Source organism: Edaphobacter lichenicola, assembly GCF_014201315.1.
GTDB classification, from domain to species: domain Bacteria; phylum Acidobacteriota; class Terriglobia; order Terriglobales; family Acidobacteriaceae; genus Edaphobacter; species Edaphobacter lichenicola_B.
The window spans coordinates 1,256,601-1,277,992 of sequence record NZ_JACHDY010000001.1 but is presented as its reverse complement, the minus strand read 5'-3'; the positions used below and the strand labels follow the sequence as shown (position 1 = coordinate 1,277,992).

Below are 21,392 nucleotides of genomic sequence, written 5' to 3'. Positions count from 1 at the left end.
CTGGGTAGGATGCGAGGTTGCAGAGAGGGTTGGCTGTGGAATTCGACTTATTACTGCTGGGTGGAAAGGGTGATGAATTCCGTGAAACAGGGCTTACCTGCGGTTTTTCTCGACGCGCAAAATTCTGTGTGTAGAATGGCGGACTTATGACAATGCCAGGTACGTCCGCTGCCCCTGAGCCCGATCCCGGGATGATCTTCGACACATTAAACGCTTACCAGCGCTCTGTGGCCTTGAAGGCTGCGATTGAGCTTGATGTGTTCACAGAAGTTGCACGCGGGAGCCGCAGCGCGGAGGCGATTGCGAAGGCGGTGAAGGCGTCGAGTCGCGGGATTCGTATTCTTTGCGACTACCTGGTGATCAGTGGATTTCTTGCGAAGAGTGGCGAGGAGTATTCGCTGACGGTTAATTCAGCTACGTTTTTGGATCGGAGCTCGCCGGCGTACTTCGGGAGCATCGCGAAGTTTCTTCTCGATCCTCGCATGATCGCTCCGTTTCTCAACTTGACCGACGTGGTGCGGAATGGAACGACGACGCTTCCGGGGGACGGGACGGTCAGCCACGACAATCCGATCTGGGTCGATTTTGCGAGACAGATGGCGCCGATGGTCATTCCTGGTGCGGGGGAGGTGGCGGAGCTGGTGGCGGGCGATGGGGAGGTGCGGGTGTTGGACATCGCGGCCGGACATGGGCTGTATGGGATTATGATCGCCAAGCAGAATCCGAAGGCGCAGATTACGGCGCTTGATTGGCCCAATGTGCTGGCGGTCGCAACCGAGAACGCTGCGAAGTTTGGCGTCGCGGACCGTCACCGACTGCTGCCTGGGGATGCGTTCGAGGTGGAGTTTGGCGGGCCGTACGATGTGGTGATGGTGACGAATTTCTTTCATCACTTCGATCCACCGACCTGCGCGGGGCTGATGCGCAAGATCCGGGCGTCGCTTGCTCCAGGAGGGCGCTGTGTGACGCTGGACTTTGTGCCCAATGACGATCGCGTTTCGCCGCCGATGGCTGCGGGATTTGCGATGATGATGCTGGGGACGACAGCGGCGGGGGATGCCTATACCTTCGCTGAGTACGAGAGGCTGTTTGGCGAGGCGGGGTTTGCGTCTTCTGAAAGCCACGCGCTGCATAGAGCAGTGCAGACGATGATCGTAAGCAAGGCTTAGCACGCGGGGAGGTAGGAGGATGCTGCCTTGTGCGGGCTCCTCTGGGAGTTGCGGGCCTCGAATCGCGACCTCGCACAAAGTCGAAAGGGCTCTCCGCGGCACGGAGGGCCCTTCTTTCTGGGGCGGCCAGCCGGAAGCTGAGCGCGGCAAACTTTGCGGGAAGCGGCTGGGAAGCGTCAGGGAAGCGTTTAGGGAGATGCGTGCATCGTATACTTACTCGATAACACGGCTACTTACTTGATAGCACGGCAGGACGGGCAGGGGAGAGACATGAGCGAAAACGGGAACGGGGCAAACGGCAACGGCAATGGGGCGCATTCGCACGGCAACGACTACAAGGTGCCGACAGGGCGGGCGGAGTGGATTGTGAAGCGCAAGGCCGAAGCGGCGCTGACTGGCGATACGAATATGAGCCAGATGCACTTTGCGCGGAAGGGCCTGATTACCGAAGAGATGGCCTATGTTGCGCAGCGGGAGAAGATTGCGGCGGAGCTGGTGCGGAGCGAGGTGGCGAAGGGAACGATGATTATCCCTGCGAACATCAACCACGTGGAGCTGGAGCCGATGGCGATTGGGGTGGAGTCGCTGTGCAAGATCAATGCGAATATCGGGAACTCGGCTCTGGTGTCGAACGTGGATGAGGAGTTGAGGAAGCTGCATACAGCGGTGCACTTTGGCGCGGATACGGTGATGGATCTGTCGACGGGTGGGGATATTCCGATGATTCGGGAGCAGATTCTGCGGCATAGCCCTGTGCCGATTGGGACGGTGCCGCTGTATGAGGCGCTCTCGCGGGTGAAGCGGGTGGAGGATCTGAATATCGACCTTTACCTTGAGGTGATTGAGGAGCAGGCGCAGCAGGGGGTCGACTACTTTACGATTCATGCGGGCGTGCTGATTGAGTATGTGCCGCTGGTGGCGAAGCGGATTACGGGCATTGTGAGTCGCGGTGGCGCGATTCTGGCGCAGTGGATGACTTCGAAGCATAAGCAGAACTTTTTGTATGAGAATTTTGATCGGATCACGAAGGTGATGGCGAAGTATGACGTTAGCTACTCGCTGGGCGATGGGCTGCGGCCTGGGTGTTTGGCGGATGCTAGCGATGAGGCTCAGTTTGCGGAGTTGAAGACGCTGGGTGAGCTGACTCGGCAGGCGTGGAAGAGCGATGTGCAGGTGATGATCGAGGGGCCGGGACATATTCCGATGGACCAGATCAAGCTGCAGGTGGATAAAGAGGTTGAGCTGTGCGATGGGGCTCCGTTCTATGTGTTGGGGCCGCTGGTGACCGATATCGCTCCGGGGTATGACCACATCACGTCGGCGATTGGCGCGGCGATGATTGGGTGGCATGGGGCGGCGATGCTCTGCTATGTGACTCCGAAGGAGCACCTGGGACTGCCGAATGAGAAGGACGTGAAGGACGGGATTATCGCTTACAAGATTGCAGCGCATGCGGCGGATGTGGCTCGTCATCGGCCCGGGGCGAGGGATCGGGATGATGCTATTTCGCATGCCCGGTATACGTTCGATTGGGATAAGCAGTTTGCGCTGTCGCTTGACCCGGAGACGGCGCGGGGGATGCACGATGAGACGCTGCCGGATGACTACTACAAGGAAGCGGCGTTCTGCAGCATGTGCGGGCCGAAGTTCTGCAGCATGAACTGGTCGAGTAAGGTGGACGAGTTCAATGCGAAGGAGCATGGTCTGCATAAGCAGGACCTGACGCAGATTGTTACGGAGCAGATGGCTTTGCGGGGGTAGCTTTCGGCGGTTGCGGGAGAGTGCAACCGCGAAGGGAACGGCAACGGCAAAGACGAAATACAGGGATCCTTCGACTGCGTTGCTCGCAAAGTGCCGCGAGCAACTTTGCTCAGGATGACGATCGTGAGGGGGCGGTTTAGTTGGGGGTGGAGGCTTTGTTCGGGATGGCTGCTTTGTTCGGGTTGGCAGTGGTTCTATAGAAAAAGGCCGCGTCCCTGGTTTGGGAGGCGGCCTATCTCTTTGGGGAGGAGTTTGGTTTAGGTTGGCTCGTAGCGGTGGCTGCGAGTTTGTTGCGTCGGGGGCGAATCGGACTGGGCTGCTGGGCGGCACGGGGTAGCTCAGAGCTGGGTTCGAAGGACGGCTCGAATTGGTCAGCGCTGAAGTTGAAGGCCATGCCCGCGATGCGGTGGAGGATGCGGGTTGGTGTGGGCTGGCAACAACTTACTCCGTGGGGCGGCAGCACAGGGGTGAGTCTAGAGAATATCTTTCTCCTGTTTGTCAGATCGCATGGCAAGAAGTGCAGGAGCAATAATCATTGCGAGAAATACCAAAGCTAAAACGAGATCGTGGACCATTGGGGAGTCTCCTTTGGGCGGCTTTGACCGTCTTGAGAGTAATCATGGGGCAGGTGACTAACTGGGGATATCCCACTTCGGCAACGAAAGATGCACCTTTTGGGGGATGGTTTTATTTCTCTTTAAGGCTGGTGTCCTGCCGGACGGGCCTCCTGCGCGGAGGGCGGGCGTTCGCACGCCTTTTTAAAGCTTCGCGTGGTCCTCCCGTTGGTCGGAGGCTCATGTCAGCCAGCTACGTGGGGATGGCTGATTGTGGTGTTTGGGATGGTGGTTTGTGGTGGGTTGGTGGTTATTTGGCGGCTTCCTTGTTGGCGGACTCCAGGATGGCGGCGGAGCGATTGAGGGCTGCGGCCAGGGCGGCTAGCTGGGATTGGGCTCGGGGTGCGTCGGGTGCGTCGATGCCCTCGTTGACGCCGGGGATGACGACGGCGGCATAGCCGGTGAACTCGCCTGGGGCGTAGATGGTGTGTTTGTACCAGGAGCGTTTGGGGAGACCTTCGGGGTTGAGGAGAGCGCCTTCGGCTTCGCGCAGGGACTGGTTGAGCGCCGCGGGGTTCGACGGCGGTGCGGACTGGGCGGCTCGGATGGCGGCGCCGGCGGCGGCGAAGCGGCTGGCTGCGGCTTGGGCGGCGGTGAAGTCGAGGGTGAGGTTTTTGGTGGTGGCTTGTTTCTGCGCGGCCTCGAGGTAGCCTACGATCTCTTTGCCGTAGAGCTGGTAGTCGTAGGGGAGGACGTCGGCGTCGGCCATGTGGAGGATCTCGAGGCCGAAGACGCGGGCCTGCTGCTGCTCGTAGACGAAGGTGGGGTCGGCGAATTTGGTGAACCAGTTGTAGTTGTCGAAGACGGAGTGATAGACGCCGTAGGGGCCTTCGGAGCCGATGTCGGTGGAGGGGACGCCGAGGTGCTGGATGAAGGGGGTGTAGTCGGAGCCGGAGCCCAGGGTGCCGATGTGGACGTCAGAGTCGGTGGATTCAATGGGCTTGCGGCTGCGGCGGGTAGGGGCGGTTGCCTGGTCGGCCTTCCACTGTTCGTAGACGGTTCCGCCCTTGGGGCTGGCGACTTCCTTGGTGACTTCGCGGACGAACTGTTTGAGGGAGGGGACGGCGGCGGCGTCGAAGTTGGGGCCGGCTACGCCTACGTCGGTGTTGAAGTAGGCTACGGCGTGGGCGAGGTGGGTCTCATGCTGCTCGGCCCACTCGGTGGATCCGATGAGTCCTTCTTCTTCGGCGTCCCAGCTGCAGATGACGATGCGGCGTTGCGGCTTCCAACCCTGTTTGAGGAGCTCGCCTAGGCCGTGGACGGTTTCGAGCATGGCGGCGGTGCCGGAGTTGGGGTCGACTGCGCCGTAGACCCAGGCGTCGCGGTGGTTGCCGGCTACGACCCAGTCTTCTTTCTGGGCGGGGTCGGTTCCGTCGATGGTGCCGGTGACGTCCCAGATGGTGCGGAGGGCGACGTCCTGCTCGAGGTGCATGTGGACGGTGATTTTGGGAGGGGTGCTGTGGGTTCCGCCTGCTCCGAGATTTCCACCTGCTCCGAGAGTTCCGGTTGCTCCGAGGTGATAGGTGAAGGGGAGTGCGCCCTGCCAGTCGCGGGGGGATTCGGCTCCGCCGAGGGCTTTGAGGATGGGGGCGGCGTCGTGGTAGGAGAGGGGGTTGGTGGGGATGGTGGGCTGGTTGTTTTGCAGCTTGTCGATGGGGATGCGTTTGGAGTCGGGTAGGTCGGGGGTGGAGGCTACGCCGGGGGTGGTGGGGTCGCCGGGGTAGATGGGGAGGAACTGGATGGAGCCGCGCTGGACGGCGGTCTCGGGACGGTAGGGGCCGCGGGGGTAGATGTCGCCGCGGAAGTAGCCGTCGTCGGCGGGGTCGGAGTAGATGAGGACGCCGACGGCTCCGTACTGCTGGGCGATGTAGGTCTTGATGCCGCGGAAGTTTTCGCCGTAGCGGACGAGGACGATTTTGCCTTTGACGCTGATGCCTAATTTGGCGAGCTGCTGGAAGTCGGCGAGGGTGCCGTAGTTGGCGTAGATGACCTCGGCGGTGACGTCGCCGGAGGGGGAGGAGCCGTTGAAGGCGGGGAGGATGCGGGGGTCGTCCTGGAAGGGGTCGCCGCCGAATTTGTTGGGGTCGACATGCTCGGGCGTGGGGCCGGACATGAGCTTTTTGCCGTCGGCGTCGAAGGCTTCGATGACGATCTTGACGGGTTTGGTGAGGAGAACTTTGTAGGGGATGATCTGGGTTTCGAGGCCGGCGGCTTTGAACTTGTCGGCGACGTAGACGGCGGTGGCGTAGTCCTCGGGCGAGCTGGCCCAGTGGGGGGCGGCGGTGAGGGTCTTGAGGTGCTGGCCGGCGAGTGCGGCGTCGGGGACGGCCATGAAGACTTTGTCCCACTTTGCCTGCTGGGCGAAGTCGCGGTAGCCGAAGACCTGCGGGGCGGGAGACTGGGCCAGGGTGAGGGCGGCGAGAGGGAGCAGGCAGGCTACGGTGCGGAGACGAGTCAAGTCGTGGGCCTCGGTGTGGGTTGTTGAGATATCAGGGTATCGCAGAATTGAGTTTCGGCAGGATTTTGGGCGGGTAAGTTCTGAGGGCAGAGGCTTCTATCGAGGCGGTTGAGTCTCTGCAATGGGTGGCTGCAAACACGTCGAAGCGGTTCACGATGGATTGTGAGCCGCTTCGACGTGTTCCTTTTTCGAGAGAAGGCTATACGGGTTGAGTGCAGAACTTGCAGCGCGTGGCGGGGATGGGGATGTCGCCGAGGCACTGGGGGCAGGGTTTAGTGGCTGGCGGCTCGACAACTGCGGGGTGGAATTTTTTCAAGAGGTACTGAATCGGCAGTACGAGGAAGAAGTAAACGACGCTGGCGATGAGGAGGAAGTTGATGATTGCGGTGATGAAGTCGCCATAGCGGATCTCGCCGCCGTTGACGTGGGCGATGAGGTAGCCGAAGTTGGGCTTGCCGATGACTGCGCCCAGGAGGGGATTGATGATCTTTTCAGTCAGCGAGGTGACGATGGCGGTAAATGCAGCTCCGATGATGACGGCGACGGCAAGATCGACGACGTTACCACGCAGAATGAAATCGCGGAATCCTTTGAACATGAGGTCAGTCTCCTAGTTTGATCGTGCATGGGAACCGTTGATCACTGCTTGTTCCGGTGCGGCGAGTATAACGCAGGAGATTTTTAAGGCTTGAGGATAGTTGAGGGGTGAAAACGGGCTGGGGCGGGCTATTGGGAGGAGGCGATCCAGCGGGCGTAGGGGTAGAGGAGGAAGAAGAGAATCATGCAGAGGGCCATGAGGTCCATGTAGATGCAGAGGATGACCCCGGCGTGATAGAAGCTCCAGCGGCGCTGCATGCAACGGACGGTGTCTGCAGTGCCGGCGATGGCGAAGAGGACGGGAAGGATGAGGAAGAGCGTGGCGCGGTTGTGGGGAAAGTCGGAGAGGAGAAGAGAGACGGCGAGGCTGAGGAGTACGAGGAGGCTGCCGCGTAGAAGAGAGTGGGCACGCGGATTGAAGAGGGGATGTTTCACGCGGTGTGTCTGGTTGAACCTATCTGTTTAAGGATACGGGCGTGATGGGTTTAGTGCCAGTTAGGGGGAGAGGCGTGGCGTACCTACGGTCCTTATTTTTTTGATGCAGGCAAAGCGGATTGCAACGATGGCGGGAGATCGTTGTGCGGAGTTGGTTGTGGTGGGTTTCTGGGTGCGTCCAGATAAGTGAACACCCCCAGATGAGATTGCCGGTTTATCCGCGGGCAACTTTAGTCGTCGTGAGATTCCTAGACTGCGGTGAGCTCGGATTCGGTCTGTTTGGACATGGCGCGGATGGAGTTGTTGTAGGGGGCGGTGAGGACGCCGCGCTCGGTGATGATGGCGGTGACGTACTTTGCAGGGGTGACGTCGAAGGCTGGGTTCTCGATGGCTACGCCGTTGGGGGTCATCTGCTTGCCGTTGGAGTGGGTGACCTCGCGGGCGTCGCGCTGCTCGATGGGGATGCTGTCGCCGTGTGCTGTGGCGAGGTCGAGGGTGGACCAGGGGGCGGCGACGTAGAAGGGGATGTTGTGCTCTTTGGCGAGGATGGCTACGCCGTAGGTGCCGATCTTGTTGGCGACGTCTCCGTTGGCGGCGATGCGGTCTGCTCCTACGATGACGGCCTGGATGCGGCCCTGGCGCATGAGCGAGGCGGCCATGTTGTCACAGAGGACGGTGGTGGGGATGTTGTCCTTCATGAGCTCCCATGCGGTGAGGCGGGCACCCTGGAGGAAGGGGCGGGTCTCGTCGGCGAAGACGTCGATCTTGTGGCCGCGCTCGATTGCGGCGCGGATGACGCCGAGGGCTGAGCCGTAGCCGCAGGTGGCGAGGGCTCCGGCGTTGCAGTGGGTGAGGACAGTGCCCTCTTTGGGGAGGAGTGAGGCGCCGTGCGCGCCCATCTGTTTGCAGGCGGCGATGTCCTCGTCGTACATGCGGCGGGCCTTCGCGACTACGGCGGATTTGATCTCTGAGATGGCGGTGTCTTTGGCGGCGAGTTGGATGTAGAGATTGCGGATCTCGTCGATGCCCCAGAAGAGGTTGACGGCGGTGGGGCGGGTTTCGGCGAGGGTCTTGGCGATGAGGGCGACCTCTTCGGTGAGGGCGGGGAGGGTGGTGGCGATGCTGCGGTCGATGCCGATGGCCATGCCCATCGCGGCAGAGACGCCGATGGCTGGGGCTCCGCGGACGATCATGTCGCGGATGACGGTGGCGACTTGCTTGTAGTCGGTGGCGAGGACGTAGGTCTCCTCGAGGGGGAGCTTGGTCTGGTCGAGGAAGTTAACGCCGGTGGGGAGCCATTCGAGGGTAGGGATCATGTCCCTTCTAGTTTATCGCGAATGGCCTGTATGGGGGCGGATATGGGGGCCGTAGGCGGTTCGGGGGGCGTAGAAGCGCTGGCAGCAACAGGTGCAGCGAACAGGGCGCAGAGCCAGATAGTGGAAGAACCAGTCCCAGCCGCGACGGTGCGAGCGGTGCAGGGATTCGGTGTTGCAGTGGGGGCAGAATCTTCCGTCGGAGAACTTCGGCTTTGAGAACATGGGGGCTTTATCGGCAGGGAGGTTGCCAGTGTTAGGTTCTTGAGAATTGTTTCTCTCCGGTGAGGCTTTTGGTGCGGGTTCTCGTCCAAAATTGGGAATAAGGATGCGGCGGAGTTTGTTGGTGAGGGAGGTCCTCGTGAGAAAAGGTGCGCTGACGAATGTTCTTCTGTCTGTGATTGCGGTGGCGCTGGTTGCGATCGCTGCGAGGCCGTATGTGTCTCCACCACCGGTTGTGGCTGACTCGGCGGCTGCTCACGCGTTCTACATCGAGCCGGGAGTGCAGAATCTGCGGTATCCGGATGGGACGGGGCAGGTGTATGGGAAGGTCGTTGTGGATCTGCGAACCGGGAAGATCTGGGGTTTTCCTACGGGGACAGTCGATCCTTATCCTTCTTATCCTTTGGATAGTAAGCCGGCGGTTTCGCGTCCGTTTGCGCTGGGGCGGTATGCGTTTGAGGATACGGATAAATGATGGTGGTGGCTGCGTGTTGAGTTAAGGACAGCAACAGCGAAGGCAACAGCAGATTCCTCCGCTGCGCTACGGAATGACAACAAAAAAGAGGCAACGGCAAAGGCGAAATACAGGGATCTCTCCACTGCGCGGTTCACGATGAGGCTGTGAACCGCTTCGGTCGAGATGACGAAGTGGTTGGGGTTAATGGGTGGTAATAGTCGTGGCTAGCGGGTGGTGATGGTGGTGGGGGTTTCGTTGGCTTTGAGGTAGTTGCCGTAGCCTACGACGATGGTGGAGCTGACGAGAAGGAAGAGGCCGGTGGCTACGAGGGTTTTGGTGCGGCGGCTGGTGCCTCGCCACTCTTTGAGGAAGAGTCCCCAGAGGGTGGCGAAGATGATGATGCTGGCCATGTGGAGGGTCCAGCTGGAGAAGTCGTACTTGCCCATCTTGGTCTGGCCCATGGAGTAGAAGAAGAACTGGAAGTACCAGATGAGGCCGGCTAGCGAGGCGAAGATGTAGTTCTGGACGAGGGTTTTTGGGGCGAGGTGGTCGTAGGTGGAGGGGTCAAGGGGGTCGAAGTCGACCAGGGTTTGGCCTGAGGCGTGAGTCGCGCGCATGGGGTTGAGGCCGGGCTGGCCGGTGAACTGTTTGATGGAGCCGTTTTTGAGGATGAGGATGGCGGACCAGATGAAGTTGGTGAGGAAGCCTCCCCAGAGCACGACGATGAGGACGGGCAGGTTCTGCCAGAGGTCGAGGCGGTTGTGGGCGAGGAGTTCGGTCTTGGCGAGGGCTCCGATGGGGGCTCCGGCTTTGAGGCCGAAGGCGAAGAAGGAGCTCATGATGCCGGCGAAGATGGCGACGGCGAGTCCTTTGCCGAAGTTGTAGTCGGTCTCTCCGGCTTCGGCTTTTTCTTCGGGGGTGACTTCGCGTTCTTTCGAGAGGCCAGCGGCTCCGTTGACGGCTACGGCGATGAGACAGAGGAGCACGCCGGCGAGGATGATCTGGCCGGAGGTCTCGTGGAGGATGACGTGGATGGAGCCGTCGTAGATGGGCGGGATGAGGGTTCCGAAGGCGGTGCAGAGGCCGAGGGCGATGGCGTATCCGAGGGCGATGCCGAGGTAGCGGATGGCGAGGCCGAAGGTGAGGCCGCCTGCTCCCCAGAGGATGCCCCAGAAGATGGCGTAGTGGATGCTGGAGGCCGGGGCGGCGTGGAGGATGCCGAAGAGATTCGGGACGAGGAGCGCGGCGAGGACTACGGGGGCGATGATCCACGCGGCGAAGCCCTGGATGAGCCAGTAGATCTCCCACGACCAGCGCTTAATGCCGCGGAAGGGGATGAAGTTGGTGGCGGAGGCGAAGCCGCCGATCCAGTGATAGATGACGCCGATGAAAGGATTGGGTCCCACGAAGCCTCGTTCTGTTGAATGATGGAGATGCTGGGTTGAGCGGGTACTATCGTACCTGACGCGAGTTGCGTTAGGGAAATATACTCTCTATTGAATTATATCGAGATTGCGCTTCGCTGGAGGTTGGTCTGCGAGTTTCACTCTTTATTACTTGTTATAACGACACGCTGTTTCCTGAGACCGGCAAGGCTGTGGTGCGGGTGCTGGAGCGGCTTGGGCATATGGTGGAGTTTCCTCGAGGGCAGACTTGCTGCGGGCAGATGCACTATAACACCGGCTACCAGGCGGAGGCGATGCCGCTGCTGGAGCGGTTTGTTGCGCAGTTTCGCGGGGCGGAGGCTGTGGTGGTGCCGTCGTCGTCGTGTGTGGCGATGATGCGGGATCACTATCCGAAGATGGCTGTGGCGAGCGGACGGGCGGAGTTGATTGCGGAGGTGGATGCTCTGCTGCCGAGGGTGTTTGAGTTTTCGGAGTTTCTGACGAAGCGGTTGGGGCTGGAGGATGTGGGGGCTTACTATCCGCATCGGGTGACGTATCACGCGAGTTGCCATGGGTTGAGGAATCTGTTGCTGGGCGATGGGCCGATGCGGCTGTTGAAGGCGGTGCGGGGAATTGATCTCGTCGAACTGCAGGGGCTGGAGCAGTGCTGCGGATTTGGCGGGACGTTTGCGGTGAAGAATGCGGATGTTTCGAGCGCGATGCTGGCGGAGAAGACGACGGCGGTTTTGAATACGAAGGCGGAGGCTTGTACGGCTTGCGATAACTCCTGCCTGATGCATCTTCAGGGGGCGCTGCATCGGCAGAGGACGGGCGTGAAGACGGTGCATCTGGCGGAGATTCTGGCGGGGGAAGACGGGGTAGGGCGATGAGTGGAGTGGGGTTGGATCCGAAGACGGCGCCGACGTTTCCTATGGCGGCGAAGGCGATGCTGGGTGATACGCAGCTGCGGAAGAATGTGCGTCATGCGACGGACGTGATCCAGGAGAAGCGGGCTCGCGTGGTGGGTGAGATGCCGGACTGGCAGGAGCTGCGCGAGGCAGGGAGGCAGATTCGCCGGCACACGATGGAGTATCTGGATTTCTATCTTGAGGAGTTTGAGGCGAACTGTACGCGCGCGGGTGGAGTGGTGCACTGGGCTCGGGATGCGGAGGAGGCGCGAGGGATTGTTGTCGGGCTGGTGAAGGCTTCGGGGTCGGACCAGGTGATCAAGATCAAGTCGATGACGACGGAGGAGATTCAACTGAACTCTGCGCTGGAGGCGGCGGGGATTCATCCCTATGAGACCGATCTTGCGGAGTTGATTATTCAGTTGGGGGAGGATCGGCCGTCGCATATTGTGGTGCCGGCGCTGCATAAGAACAGGCAGCAGATTCGCGAGATCTTTCAGCGGGAGATGAAGCTGCCGGAGTTGGGAGAGAGGCCGCAGGATCTGGCGGATGCTGCGCGGATGTTTTTGCGGGAGAAGTTTCTGCGGGTGAAGACGGCGGTGAGTGGGGCGAACTTTTTGATTGCGGAGACGGGTGGAGTTTGCGTGGTGGAGAGTGAGGGCAATGGGCGGATGTGCCTGACGCTGCCCGAGACGCTGATCACGATTGCGGGGATCGATAAGGTGCTGCCGCGGTTTCAGGACCTGGAGGTGATGCTGCAGTTGCTGCCGCGGTCGGCTACCGGGGAGCGGATGAATCCGTATAACTCGATCTGGACTGGGGTGGATGCTGCTTCTTCTGGGGATGGTTTGCGAGATGGTCCGCGGGTGTTTCATGTGGTGCTGACGGACAATGCGCGGACGGAGATCCTGGCGGATGAGGAGGGACGTCAGACGCTGAACTGTATTCGCTGCGGGGCCTGCCAGAATGCGTGCCCGGTGTATCGGCAGACGGGGGGACATGCGTATGGGAGCGTGTATGCGGGGCCGATCGGGGCGATTCTGACACCGCAGCTGCAGGAGATGCATCATGCGCAGTCGCTGCCGTACGCGTCTTCGCTGTGCGGGGCTTGCTATGAGGTCTGTCCGGTGAAGATCAATATTCCGGAGGTGCTGATACATCTGCGCAATAAGGTGGTGAAGCAGAATACGGCTGGGGTCGCGGGGTTGTTTGATGTGGAGGCCGGGGCGATGAAGGCGATGGCGATGATCTTTCGGAGCGAGCGGAGGTTCAGAGCGGCGCAGCGGCTGGGGCGCGTGGCGGAGAGGCCGCTGGTGCGCAGGGATGGACAGGGCGAGGGATGGATTGGATGGCTGCCGGGGCTGCTGGGCGGATGGACTCAGGCGAGGGATCTCGAGGAGATGCCGAAGGAGACGTTTCGGGACTGGTGGGAGAGGCGGGGTAGAGATGGCAACTGATATGGTTACAAATTCGCGGGCTGAGGTGTTGCGCAGGGTGAGGGCGGCTAGGGGTGGTACGTCAGATGGAGTTGCGGTGCGGGCTGGGTGGGATGGGATTGCGCGGGAGTATCGGCGGAAGGGGACGCGGGAGCGCGAGGGGCTGCTGGCGCTGCTGGAGGATCGGTTGCGGGACTATGACGCGCGGGTGGTTCGGGCTGCGGGTGAGGGCGTAGGACAGAGTGTGGCGAAGAGGCTGGTGGAGCGTGGCGTTCGGCGGATGGTGGTGCCGGTGGGGTTGCCGGTTGAATGGATGCCGGTTGGGTGGCTGCCGGCTTCGGCTGGTGAGGTGGAGTTTGTGGTGGATGAGGGGTTGTCCTCGGAGGAGTTGGATGATGTCGATGGGGTGATGACGGGGGCGACGCTGGCGATTGCGGAGACGGGGACGTTCGTGCTGCAGAATGTTGCGGGGCAGGGAAGGCGGGCGGCGACGCTGGTGCCGGACTATCACCTGTGCGTGGTGAGGGCGGAGGATGTGGTGGAGACGGTGCCGGAGGCGATGGGGCGTCTGCAAGAGACGGCTGGCCTCGCGACTACGTTTGTTTCGGGACCGTCTGCGACGGCGGATATCGAGATGACACGGATCAAGGGAGTGCATGGGCCGCGATCTCTGGATGTGATTCTGATTGTTTGAAGCGTGGAAAAAATCTTTTGACAAACGACAGTAAAAAGGAGCAGTCTGCCTATGTTTCAATAGAGAGTATATTTCTATATCGTAATATCTTGGATCTAAGGGGAATCGAGTGATGGGAAACAACGGTGCAGGGGTCGCAGAGCAGAAGGCACAGAGGGTGTACAGCGCGCTCGATGGTTTTCGGATTGAGCTTCCATCGTGGGGATTTGCGAATACCGGGACGCGGTTCGGGAAGTTTCTTCAGGGTGGGGCGGCGACGACGATTGAAGAGAAGTTCAGCGATGCGGCGCAGGTGAATGCGTTGACGGGGGCGAGCCCGACGGTGGCGCTGCATGTGCTGTGGGACCTGCCGAATGGGACGGCGGATGTTCCTGCGATTCAGACGCTCGAGAAGAAGTATGGGATGAAGGCTGGGTCGATCAATCCGAATCTGTTTCAGAGCGCGGAGTACAAGTATGGATCGATTGCGAATCCCAGCGCGGAGATTCGCGGGATGGCGTTGAAGCATCTGCTGGAGTCGGTGGCGATTGGGCGGGAGCTGGGGTCGAAGGATGTTTCGCTGTGGATCGCGGATGGGTCGAACTATCCGGGGACGCAGAGTATTCGCAAGCGGATTGGATGGATGGAAGAGGTGCTTGGTGCGACGCATGCTGCGCTGGGCGACGGGCAGCGGATGCTGGTCGAGTACAAGCCGTTCGAGCCGGCTTTTTATCACACCGACATTGCGGACTGGGGGATGGCTCTGGAGTTGGTGCGACGGTGCGGGCCGAAGGCGAAGGTGCTGGTGGATACGGGGCATCATGCGCAGGCGACGAATATTGAACAGATCGTGACGTGGCTGCTGCATGTGAAGGAGCTGGGTGGATTTCATTTCAACGACCGGAAGTACGCGGATGACGACCTGACGCTGGGCTCGATCGATCCTTACCAGGTGTTTCGGATCTTCCATGAGATTTTGAGTGCGGAGGAGAAGGATCGCACGGATATTGCCTTCATGATCGACCAGAGCCACAACCTGAAGGGCAAGGTGGAGGCGATGGTGCAGACGGTGGCGACGGCGCAGGAGCTGTATGCGAAGGCCGCGCTGATTGACCAGGTGAAGCTGGCGGAGATGCAGCAGGAGTGCCGGCTGGTGGAGGCTGAGGAGTGCTTCCGGGATAGCTTCTGGCAGGACGTGCGGCCGATTGTGAGGGAGTGGAGGACGGCGCGCGGGCTTCCGGCGGAGCCTCTGAAGGCGCTGGCGGAGAGCGGATATGTGGAGAAGATTACGCGGGAGCGAGAGAGCAAGAATGCTCGCAGTGTTTCGACCTATGCTTAGAGATGTTTTCTCCTGATCGTCGCGGGGTGAGGCGGTGGTTGGGTTTTGGGAAGAGAGATTCTGATGCTTTGATCGCTGCTTCGTGGGAATTCCATTAGCGAAACCGGGGCAGGTGCCGCATAATGGATCGGCTGAGTGGTCGCTCCTCGGCGGGAGACTATGGCGGTACGAAAGACCTCGAAACGACTTTATCTGATTCCGGTGCTGTCGAAGGCGCTGGATATTCTGGAGCTGCTGCAGGCGGAGAACCAGCCGATGACGCTGGAGTCGATCCATCGGCAGACGCGAATCTCGAAGACGACGGTGTACCGGGTGTTGAAGACGTTCGTTCACCGGGGATATCTTTCGCAGTCTCCCGATGGGACGTACCGGCAGGTGACGCGGCCGAAGAAGATGCGGTTTGGCTTTGGCGGGCAGAGCGCGGATATGCCGTTTTCCGTAGAGGTGACGGAGAGTTTGAAGGATGCGGCAGCGGCGGTGGGGGTCGATCTGCTGATTCTGGATAACCGCTATGACGCAGCGACTGCGTTGCGGAATGCGGAGGAGTTTGTTTCGAGCAAGGTGGATCTGGTGATCGAGTTTCAGGTGGAGCAGGAGGTTGCTCCGATGATCGGGGACAAGATTGCGGGGGCGAAGATTCCGCTGATCGCGATCGATATTCCGCATCCTCATGCGACTTACTTCGGGGTGGATAACTATCGGGTAGGGATCGAAGCTGGGGAGACGCTGGGCGCCTACGCGACAGCGAACTGGGACGGTAAGGTGGATTGGGTGATCGGGCTGGATCTGGCCGAGGCGGGGCAGTTGGTGCAGAGCCGGATTACGGGTGCGTTTGAAGGGGTGAGGAGCGGACATCCGGAGCTGCCGGTGGAGGTGTTTGTGCGGATCGATGGGCGGGGGATGCGCGACCGGAGCAAGAAGCTGATCTCGGATTTTCTGCAGCGACATCCGAAGGACAGGCGCATTCTGATTGCGGCGGCTACGGACTCGAGCGCGCTGGGTGCGGTGGATGCGGTGCGGGAGCAGAAGCGCGAGAAGCATGTGGCGATTGTGGGGCAGGATTGCATTGCGGAGGCGATGCAGGAGATGCGGAGGGACAAGTCGCCGTTGATCGGGTCGGTGTCGCATGAGGCGAGCTCGTATGGGCCGAGTTTGATTCATCTTGGACTGTTGCTGCTGCGGGGGCAGACGGTGCCTCCCTACAACTATGTGGCTCATAAGATGGTGACCCGGGATTCGCTCGGCGAGGTTTGAGTTTTGGCCTAATTTTCTCATTGGAAATAGTTGCCGTATTGGTGTTGCGTGTGGAATGATAGTCGGGGCCTGGATTTAGGCCAGGACGAAGAGGTTGACACATGACGGCACAGGGCGGCCTGAAGTTTTTGGAAGATCGTTGGGATGAGGCGGTATCGGCGAAGCTGGATGCACCAGAGCTGCTGCGATACAGATCGAACCTGCTGGGCTCGGATCTGCGGATCACCAACTTCGGTGGGGGAAATACGAGCTCGAAGTTGGAGCAGGTCGATCCGCTGGATGGTAAGACGAAGCAGATTCTGTGGGTGAAGGGGAGTGGGGGCGATCTGGGGAGCATCAAGCGCGCAGGGTTTGCGACGCTCTACATGGATAAGCTGCTGACGCTGGAGAAGGCGTATCGCGGGGTGGATCTCGAAGACGAGATGGTGGAGATGTATCCGCTGTGTACGTTCGGGAACAATCCGGTTGCGGCTTCGATTGATACGCCGCTGCATGGGTTTTTGCCATTCGCGCATGTGGACCATCTGCATCCGGATTGGGGGATCGCACTGGCGGCCTCGGCGAACGGGAAGATCAAGATGGAGGAGTTCAACAAAGAGTTTGGACATAAGCTGGCGTGGCTGCCGTGGCAGAGGCCGGGGTTTGAGCTGGGCATGATGCTGAAGAAGATCGTGGAGGAGACGCCGGGGTGCGATGGCGTGGTGCTGGGTGGGCATGGGCTGTTTACGTGGGGAGAGACGCAGCGCGAGAGCTACCTGAATACGATTACGATCATCGATCAGCTGGGGCAGTTTATTGAACGGCATGGTTCGGTTACGGGGCATAAGCACTTTTGCGGCGGGCAGGTGAAGAGTCGCGAAGACAGGGCTGCGATTGCGCTGCAGGTGATGCCTTATCTGCGTGGGGTGGTGTCGCGGAAGCAGCGGTGGATTGGGAGCTTTAGCGATCTGCCGCAGGTGATGGAGTTTGTGAACTCGGCGCAGGCGGAGAAGCTGGCGCACCTGGGGACGAGCTGCCCGGATCACTTTATTCGAACGAAGATTCGGCCGATGTTTCTCAAGTGGAATCCGGCGGGTGATCCGGCGGAGCTGAAGGAGTTGATTGAGAGTTCGCTTGAGACCTATCGCGCGGAGTATGCGGAGTACTACAAGAAGCATGCGGTGAAGGATTCGCCTGCGGTGCGGGATGCGAGCCCTACGGTGGTGTTGGTGCCGGGTGTGGGGATGTTCAGCTTTGGAAAGAATAAGACGGAGTCGCGGATTACAGGCGAGTTTTACATCAATGCGATTGGCGTGATGCAAGGCGCGGGTGCCCTGGGTGCGGGCGTGGATTGCAAGGATATTTCACCCCAGCGAGCAAGCTCGCCGGGGACACCGGAGATTCCGCAGGCTGGGCCCGCGGCTTCGGCGGATCAGTTTACGGTGCATGCGAACTATGTTGCTCTGCCGCCGAGTGAGGCGTTTCGGATTGAGTACTGGAAGCTGGAAGAGGCGAAGATTCGCAGACAGCCGCCGGAGAAGGAGTTGAGTCGGCGGGTTGCTTTGGTGGTTGGCGGTGGGAGTGGAATTGGCCGCGAGGTTGCGCTGCTTGCCGCTCAACGCGGGGCGCATGTGGTGGTGGCCGATCGCGACGTGAAGGGCGCGGAGGCGGTTGCAGAGGAGGTGAAGGCGATTGCCGGGAGAGAGGCTGTCAGCTGGACGAGCATTGATATTCGTGATCGGAAGACGATCAAGGCTGCTCTTGAGGCGACGGTGAAGCAGTTTGGCGGGATCGATATTTTGATCAATACGGCGGCGCTGTTTCCTTCTTCGCCGGATGGTGTGATCAGCGATGCGCAGTGGGCTTTGACGCTGGAGGTTAATGTTACGGCGAACTATCTGCTGACGGATGAGGCGGCGAAGATCTTTGCGGAGCAGGGGATCGATGCGAGCGTGGTGCTGACGAGTTCGGCGAATGCGGTTGTGGCGAAGCGTGGCAGTGAGGCTTACGACGTGAGCAAGGCGGCGTTGAGTCATCTGGTGCGGGAGTTGGCGGTTTCGCTGTCGCCGAAGGTGCGGGTGAATGGGATCAGTCCGGCTACGGTGGTGAAGGGGTCGACGATGTTTCCGCGGGATCGCGTGATCGCTTCGTTGAAGAAGTACAAACTGCCGTTTGAAGAGACGGATACGGATGACGGATTGCGAAATGTGCTGGCGCAGTTTTATGCGACGCGGACGTTGACGCATCAGCCGATTGATCCGAAGGATTGTGCGGAGGCGATTATGTTCCTTGCGGGGCCTCTGGCTCGATGCACGACGGGACACTTGATTCCGGTGGATGGTGGTTTGACGGAAGCGTATCTGCGATAGGAGAGGCGCGCGATGAGACGGACGCCAGATATGGCGCTGGTTCCGCAGGATACGCGGGCTTTGGTGGCGGTGGACCTGGGGGCGGAGAGTTGCCGGGTGTCGCTGCTGCGATGGGTGGCGGGGCGGCCGGTGATTACGCTGGTGCATCGGTTTGCCAACGCTCCGCGTGAGACGGAGGGTGGACTGCGCTGGGATTTAGGCATGATCGAAGCTGGGCTGGAGCATGGGCTTCGACTCTGTGCGGAGATTGCTGTGGAGGGCGTGCGTTCGATTGCGGTGGATGGCTGGGCGGTGGACTATGTGCGCGTGGATGGGGATGGGAGGGCGTTGGCCGATCCGTTTTGCTATCGCGATGAGAGGACGATTGAGGCGGAGCAGATGCTGTACGAGGAGATTGCGCCTGAACGGCTGCGGGAGTGTACGGGAGTGCAGTTGCTGCGCATCAACACGCTGTATCAGTTGTATGCGGATCGATTGGAGGGACTGCCTGCAGGCGAGCAGTGGATGAATCTGCCGGAGTATGTTCTGTCGCGTTGGGGTGGGGCGCGGGTGGCAGAGTTCACGAACGCGACTCACTCGCAGATGGTGGATTTGCATGGGCGGCGGTGGTGTGAGGAGATCTTTCAGGCTGCGGAGCTGAATGTTGCGCTGGCGCCGAGGCTGGTTCCTCCGGGCACTGAGGTTGGCAGGTTGAGTGGTGAGTTGGCGAAGCTGGGGGCGTTTCGCGATACGGTGTTGATCGCTCCGGCCTGTCATGACACGGCTTCGGCGATTGCGGGGATTCCGGCGGTGGGGGATGATTGGGCTTATATCAGCTCGGGAACGTGGTCGCTGGTGGGGACTGTGTTGAAGGAGCCGAGGAACGATGCGGGTGTGGCGGCGGAGAACTTCACGAATCTTGGAGCGGTGGGGGGGAGAGTCTGCTTTCACAAGAATGTGAATGGGATGTGGTTGATCCGGCAGTGTCTGCATCAGTGGGCTGAGGAGGGCCCGGAGTGGAGTGTGCCGGAGTTGGTGGCGGCGGCGGAGAGGGTGGCGACGCCGGAGGGGTTGCTGGATGTGGACGACGCCGATCTGCTGCTGGCTGGTGGCATGCCGCAGAGGATTAATGCGCAGCGGGTGAGGATGGGGCTGGAGGCTTTGGAGGAAGGTGCGGAGAATGCTCCGGCGTTTGCGAGTTTGATCTTTCATAGCCTGGCGGCTCGGTATGCGGAGGTGCTGGAGCGCGTGGCGTTTCATAGCGGGAAGAAGTTGAAGCGGTTGTTTGTGGTGGGTGGCGGGAGTCAGAATGATTGTCTGAATCGGCTGACGCAGGAGGCTACGGGGTTGGAGTTGTTTCGTGGCGCGGCGGAGAGCTCGACGGTGGGGAACTTCGCGGTGCAGCTGGCGGTGCTGGAGGGTAGCCGGGATGAGGTGACGGGCGCGGATGCGGAGCAGGTGTCGCGATGGGCGGGGCGGTTGGTTTTGGCTCTGGAGCAGACGGTTACGAAGAGTTAGCACTCGCGTGGTAGGCTTCCTTTGCATGTCTGCTCATCCCTTTGATCTGGTTGCTTCTGCCTCCGCTGAGATGGTTCGCGAGGGCTTTCCTGTTGACTTTCCTGACGGCAGCGACGCGCAGGTGGCGGCGATTCGTTCGACTGCGGGAGCGAAGGCGGATGCGGATGTTCGCGATCTGCGTGGGTTGTTGTGGTCTTCGATTGATAATGACACCTCGCGGGATCTGGACCAGATTGAGGTGGCCGAGCGCGTGGACGGTGGGGTGCGCGTAAGGGTGGGGGTGGCCGATGTTTCGGCTTTGGTGCTGAAGGATACGCCGCTGGATCATCATGCGGCGGAGCAGACGCAGACGGTTTATACGGCGGTGCGGAACTTTTCCATGCTGCCGACGGAGCTTTCCACGGATCTGACCTCGTTGAATGAAGACGAGGATCGGATGGCGGTGGTGGTTGAGTTTGTGGTGGATGGCGAAGGGAAGGTGCAGAACACTGCCATCTACAGGGCGCAGGTTCGGAACAGGGCGCAGCTGGCTTACAGCCATGTGGGGCCGTGGCTTGAAGGGAAGGCGGGGCCGGATGCGAAGGTGGCTGCTTCGGTTGAGTTGCAAGAGCAGCTGCGGCTGCAGGATGAGGCGGCAGTGGCGCTGCGGGCTCAGAGGGTGAAGATGGGCGCGCTGGAGTTCAACCGGGTGGAGGCCGATCCGGTGGTGGTGGATGGCAAGGTGGAGTCGATTGGGACGGCGTTTCATAATCGGGCGAGCGATTTGATTGAAGAGTTGATGATCGCTACGAACGAGACGATGGCGCGGATGCTGCGGGAGGCGAAGCGGTCGTCGATTCGCAGGGTGGTGCGGTCGCCGGAGAGGTGGGCGCGGATTGTGGAGCTTGTGGGGCGGCATGGGACGGTGCTGCCGGCGCAGCCTGACTCGGGCGCGCTGAACGCGTTTTTGCAGGCACAGAGGGAGTCGGATGCGGTGCACTATCCGGATCTGTCGCTGGCGATCATCAAGCTGATGGGGCCGGGAGAGTATGTGCTGGCTAAGGGCGATGATGATGCGGAGCAGCCGGGGCACTTCGGGCTGGCGGCGCAGGACTATGCGCACTCGACTGCGCCGAACCGGCGGTTTGTGGACCTGGTGACGCAGCGGGTGGTGAAGGCGATGCTGGCCGGCGAGGCTGCTCCTTACACTGATGAGGAGCTTGAGGCGATTGCGACGCACTGCAATGAGAGAGAGTCGGCGGGGCGGAAGGTGGAACGGGCGATGCTGAAGCGAGTGGCGGCGGTGGCACTGGCCGGGAGCGTGGGGAAGAGCTTCCATGGAGTGATTACCGGCGCGAACGATAAGGGGACGTACGTGCGGGTGTTCGATCCGCCGGTGGAGGGCAAGGTGGTGCGGGGCGAGCAGGGGCTGGATGTGGGGGATATGGTGGATGTGACGCTGCTGCATACCGATCCGCAACATGCGTTTATCGACTTTGGACGTGCGTGAGGCTGGAGGCATCAAAACGCAAATCCGGGTGGCTCTA

General features: G+C 60.6%; 16 protein-coding genes. 11 read left to right on the top strand and 5 right to left on the bottom strand.

Features of this window, described 5'->3' with window-relative positions; all coding sequences use genetic code 11:
- Positions 1–146 precede the first annotated feature (146 nt).
- Both HDF09_RS05470 and thiC read left to right on the top strand, forming a co-directional pair.
- Positions 147–1,169 carry a class I SAM-dependent methyltransferase gene (locus HDF09_RS05470; protein WP_221270000.1) on the top strand — a complete coding sequence of 341 codons (1,023 nt, stop codon included), beginning with the start codon at positions 147–149 and terminating at the stop codon, positions 1,167–1,169.
- 270 nt (positions 1,170–1,439) lie between these two features.
- Positions 1,440–2,930, top strand: a complete 1,491-nt coding sequence (gene thiC, locus HDF09_RS05465; RefSeq protein ID WP_183762540.1) for a phosphomethylpyrimidine synthase ThiC — start codon at positions 1,440–1,442, stop codon at positions 2,928–2,930.
- Positions 2,931–3,794: 864 nt separating this feature from the next.
- Here thiC and HDF09_RS05460 read toward each other — a convergent pair.
- The 4 genes from HDF09_RS05460 to mtnA form a co-directional block, all read right to left on the bottom strand.
- Entirely contained in the window at positions 3,795–6,002 is a 2,208-nt protein-coding gene (locus HDF09_RS05460) for a M28 family metallopeptidase (protein ID WP_183762537.1), read from the bottom strand.
- Between the two features lie 199 nt (positions 6,003–6,201).
- Entirely contained in the window at positions 6,202–6,600 is a 399-nt protein-coding gene (gene mscL, locus HDF09_RS05455; RefSeq protein WP_183762532.1) for a large conductance mechanosensitive channel protein MscL, read from the bottom strand.
- Positions 6,601–6,728: 128 nt separating this feature from the next.
- On the bottom strand, positions 6,729–7,034 hold the full coding sequence (locus tag HDF09_RS05450; protein ID WP_183762529.1) for a permease: 306 nt from the start codon (positions 7,032–7,034) through the stop codon (positions 6,729–6,731).
- Between the two features lie 248 nt (positions 7,035–7,282).
- Positions 7,283–8,350 (bottom strand): S-methyl-5-thioribose-1-phosphate isomerase, encoded by a 1,068-nt coding sequence (mtnA, locus tag HDF09_RS05445; protein WP_183762526.1) that lies wholly within the window; start codon positions 8,348–8,350, stop codon positions 7,283–7,285.
- Between the two features lie 358 nt (positions 8,351–8,708).
- Here mtnA and HDF09_RS05440 point away from each other — a divergent pair, with 358 nt between their 5' ends.
- Positions 8,709–9,044 (top strand): hypothetical protein, encoded by a 336-nt coding sequence (locus HDF09_RS05440; RefSeq protein ID WP_183762523.1) that lies wholly within the window; start codon positions 8,709–8,711, stop codon positions 9,042–9,044.
- 206 nt (positions 9,045–9,250) lie between these two features.
- Here HDF09_RS05440 and HDF09_RS05435 read toward each other — a convergent pair whose 3' ends face one another.
- Positions 9,251–10,432 carry an L-rhamnose/proton symporter RhaT gene (locus HDF09_RS05435; protein ID WP_183762520.1) on the bottom strand — a complete coding sequence of 394 codons (1,182 nt, stop codon included), beginning with the start codon at positions 10,430–10,432 and terminating at the stop codon, positions 9,251–9,253.
- 128 nt (positions 10,433–10,560) lie between these two features.
- On the opposite strand from HDF09_RS05435, the gene HDF09_RS05430 reads away from it, so the two are divergent.
- The 8 genes from HDF09_RS05430 to HDF09_RS05395 all read left to right on the top strand — a co-directional run bounded on the left by HDF09_RS05430 (position 10,561) and on the right by HDF09_RS05395 (position 21,355).
- Positions 10,561–11,301, top strand: a complete 741-nt coding sequence (locus HDF09_RS05430; RefSeq protein WP_183763420.1) for a (Fe-S)-binding protein — start codon at positions 10,561–10,563, stop codon at positions 11,299–11,301.
- A complete protein-coding gene (locus HDF09_RS05425; protein ID WP_183762516.1) occupies positions 11,298–12,776 on the top strand; it encodes a LutB/LldF family L-lactate oxidation iron-sulfur protein in 1,479 nt (492 codons plus the stop codon). Before HDF09_RS05430 ends, HDF09_RS05425 begins: the two co-directional genes overlap by 4 nt.
- Positions 12,766–13,449, top strand: coding sequence for a LutC/YkgG family protein (locus HDF09_RS05420; protein ID WP_183762513.1), 684 nt, complete (start codon positions 12,766–12,768; stop codon positions 13,447–13,449). The genes HDF09_RS05425 and HDF09_RS05420 overlap by 11 nt, the downstream gene beginning before the upstream one ends.
- A 112-nt stretch (positions 13,450–13,561) precedes the next feature.
- A complete protein-coding gene (locus HDF09_RS05415) occupies positions 13,562–14,767 on the top strand; it encodes a sugar isomerase (RefSeq protein ID WP_183762510.1) in 1,206 nt (401 codons plus the stop codon).
- A gap of 159 nt (positions 14,768–14,926) precedes the next feature.
- Positions 14,927–16,021, top strand: coding sequence for a substrate-binding domain-containing protein (locus HDF09_RS05410; protein WP_183762507.1), 1,095 nt, complete (start codon positions 14,927–14,929; stop codon positions 16,019–16,021).
- A 101-nt stretch (positions 16,022–16,122) separates the two neighbouring features.
- A complete protein-coding gene (locus tag HDF09_RS05405) occupies positions 16,123–18,369 on the top strand; it encodes a bifunctional rhamnulose-1-phosphate aldolase/short-chain dehydrogenase (protein WP_183762505.1) in 2,247 nt (748 codons plus the stop codon).
- A gap of 12 nt (positions 18,370–18,381) precedes the next feature.
- The gene (locus tag HDF09_RS05400) at positions 18,382–19,866 is read left to right on the top strand and encodes a rhamnulokinase (protein WP_260180927.1); all 1,485 of its coding nucleotides are present in this window, start codon (positions 18,382–18,384) and stop codon (positions 19,864–19,866) included.
- A gap of 25 nt (positions 19,867–19,891) precedes the next feature.
- Positions 19,892–21,355 (top strand): RNB domain-containing ribonuclease, encoded by a 1,464-nt coding sequence (locus HDF09_RS05395; RefSeq protein ID WP_183762502.1) that lies wholly within the window; start codon positions 19,892–19,894, stop codon positions 21,353–21,355.
- Positions 21,356–21,392: the final 37 nt, after the last annotated feature.

Bases quoted from the DNA above. Each gene is read 5' to 3' on its own strand.
- HDF09_RS05470 (WP_221270000.1), top strand. From the start codon at position 147: ATGACAATGCCAGGTACGTCCGCTGCCCCTGAGCCCGATCCCGGGATG.
- thiC (WP_183762540.1), top strand. From the start codon at position 1,440: ATGAGCGAAAACGGGAACGGGGCAAACGGCAACGGCAATGGGGCGCAT.
- mscL (WP_183762532.1), bottom strand. From the start codon at position 6,600: ATGTTCAAAGGATTCCGCGATTTCATTCTGCGTGGTAACGTCGTCGAT.
- mtnA (WP_183762526.1), bottom strand. From the start codon at position 8,350: ATGATCCCTACCCTCGAATGGCTCCCCACCGGCGTTAACTTCCTCGAC.
- HDF09_RS05425 (WP_183762516.1), top strand. From the start codon at position 11,298: ATGAGTGGAGTGGGGTTGGATCCGAAGACGGCGCCGACGTTTCCTATG.
- HDF09_RS05420 (WP_183762513.1), top strand. From the start codon at position 12,766: ATGGCAACTGATATGGTTACAAATTCGCGGGCTGAGGTGTTGCGCAGG.
- HDF09_RS05415 (WP_183762510.1), top strand. From the start codon at position 13,562: ATGGGAAACAACGGTGCAGGGGTCGCAGAGCAGAAGGCACAGAGGGTG.
- HDF09_RS05410 (WP_183762507.1), top strand. From the start codon at position 14,927: ATGGCGGTACGAAAGACCTCGAAACGACTTTATCTGATTCCGGTGCTG.
- HDF09_RS05405 (WP_183762505.1), top strand. From the start codon at position 16,123: ATGACGGCACAGGGCGGCCTGAAGTTTTTGGAAGATCGTTGGGATGAG.
- HDF09_RS05400 (WP_260180927.1), top strand. From the start codon at position 18,382: ATGAGACGGACGCCAGATATGGCGCTGGTTCCGCAGGATACGCGGGCT.
- HDF09_RS05395 (WP_183762502.1), top strand. From the start codon at position 19,892: ATGTCTGCTCATCCCTTTGATCTGGTTGCTTCTGCCTCCGCTGAGATG.